Source organism: Streptomyces sp. NPDC059008 (assembly GCF_042749045.1).
Classification (GTDB): Bacteria; Actinomycetota; Actinomycetes; order Streptomycetales; family Streptomycetaceae; genus Streptomyces.
Genome location: NZ_JBHYJC010000105.1, coordinates 1 through 1,583, shown reverse-complemented (window position 1 = coordinate 1,583; position 1,583 = coordinate 1). Strand labels below are relative to the sequence as shown.

Sequence of the window (1,583 nt, the reverse complement as noted above, 5' to 3'; positions counted from 1 at the left end):
ACGAGGGCCTTCGCACCCTCGCCCGCGCGGTCCGCGACTGCGCCTGACCTGCTCAGAGCTCCTTCACCGTTCCACAGAAAGGCACCGACTCACCGTGATCGTCCGATCCTTCCAGGACATCGAAGGCACCGACCGCCACGTCAAGGCCGCGTCCGGCACGTGGGAGAGCAAGCGCATCGTGCTCGCCAAGGAGCGCGTCGGCTTCTCGCTGCACGAGACCGTGCTGTACGCCGGCACGGAGACGTCGATGTGGTACGCGAACCACATCGAGGCCGTCGTCTGCGTCGAGGGCGAGGCCGAGCTGACCAACGACGAGACGGGCGAGAAGCACACCATCACGCCCGGCGTGATGTACCTCCTCGACGGGCACGAGAAGCACACCATGCGGATCAAGGAGGACTTCCGCTGCCTGTGCGTCTTCAACCCGCCGGTCACCGGCCGTGAGGACCACGACGAGAACGGGGTCTACCCGCTTCTCACCGAACCGGAGCCCGAGCCCGAGGCGGTCTGAGGCGTCACCCGACCTGCCCCGTCCGGCAGAGCCGAGGAAGGCACCACGCGCACACAGAGCCAGATTCCGTACGAGAGGAGAGGAAGGCAACACCATGACCACCGCACCCGAGCGCACCGCCGACCTGTACCCGACCCGTGGGGCCGCTGAGGTGATCACCCCGCGGAAGGACCCGGTGGTGTGGTCGCAGCCCGGAGCGGCCGGCCCGTTCGCGCCGTCCGAGCTGAGCGACTTCGAACGCGACGGCTTTTTCGCCATCGGGGAACTGCTGACGGCGGAGGAAGTCGCGGTGTACCGCGCCGAACTGGACCGGCTGGTGCTCGACCCGACGATGCGCGCGGACCCGCGCTCCATCGTCGAGCCGAAGTCGCAGAGCGTACGGTCCGTGTTCGAGGTGCACAAGATCAGCGAGGTGTTCGCCAAGCTGGTCTCCGACCCGCGTGTGGTCGGCCGTGCCCGTCAGATCCTCGGTTCGGACGTCTACGTCCACCAGTCGCGGATCAACGTGAAGCCCGGCTTCGGTGCCTCCGGCTTCTACTGGCACTCGGACTTCGAGACCTGGCACGCCGAGGACGGTCTGCCGAACATGCGCACCGTGTCGGTCTCGATCGCGCTGACGGAGAACTACGACACCAACGGCGGCCTGATGATCATGCCCGGCTCGCACCAGCACTTCGTGGGGTGCGAGGGCGAGACGCCGAAGGACAACTACAAGCGGTCCCTGCAGATGCAGGACGCGGGCATCCCCTCGGACGAGGTCCTCACGAAGATGGCGGACAAGCACAGCATCCGCCTGTTCACCGGCAGGGCCGGTTCGGCGACCTGGTTCGACTGCAACGCCATGCACGGCTCGGGCGACAACATCACGCCGTACCCGCGCAGCAACGTCTTCATCGTCTTCAACAGCGTGGAGAACACGGCGGTGGAGCCGTTCGCGGCTCCGGTCCGGCGCCCGGAGTACATCGGGGCGCGGGACTTCACGCCGGTGAGGTAGGCACGGCCGGTGACGTGGTTCCGGTAACGGCACACGGCGGGACCGGTGGCGCGGCCGCCGCACAGCAGGGTCTGTGCC

2 protein-coding genes are annotated in these 1,583 nt (G+C 67.6%); both read left to right on the top strand.

Going from position 1 to position 1,583, the window contains the following annotated elements:
* The first annotated feature begins 94 nt into the window (after window positions 1-94).
* A complete protein-coding gene (locus ACFWZH_RS39425; RefSeq protein ID WP_384443359.1) occupies window positions 95-511 on the top strand; it encodes an ectoine synthase in 417 nt (138 codons plus the stop codon).
* Between the two features lie 94 nt (window positions 512-605).
* Window positions 606-1,505 (top strand): ectoine hydroxylase, encoded by a 900-nt coding sequence (gene thpD / locus ACFWZH_RS39420; RefSeq protein WP_384443356.1) that lies wholly within the window; start codon window positions 606-608, stop codon window positions 1,503-1,505.
* The last annotated feature ends 78 nt before the right edge of the window (window positions 1,506-1,583 follow it).

Excerpts from the sequence above, each read along its gene's own strand:
- thpD (WP_384443356.1), top strand. The coding sequence starts at position 606 with ATGACCACCGCACCCGAGCGCACCGCCGACCTGTACCCGACCCGTGGG.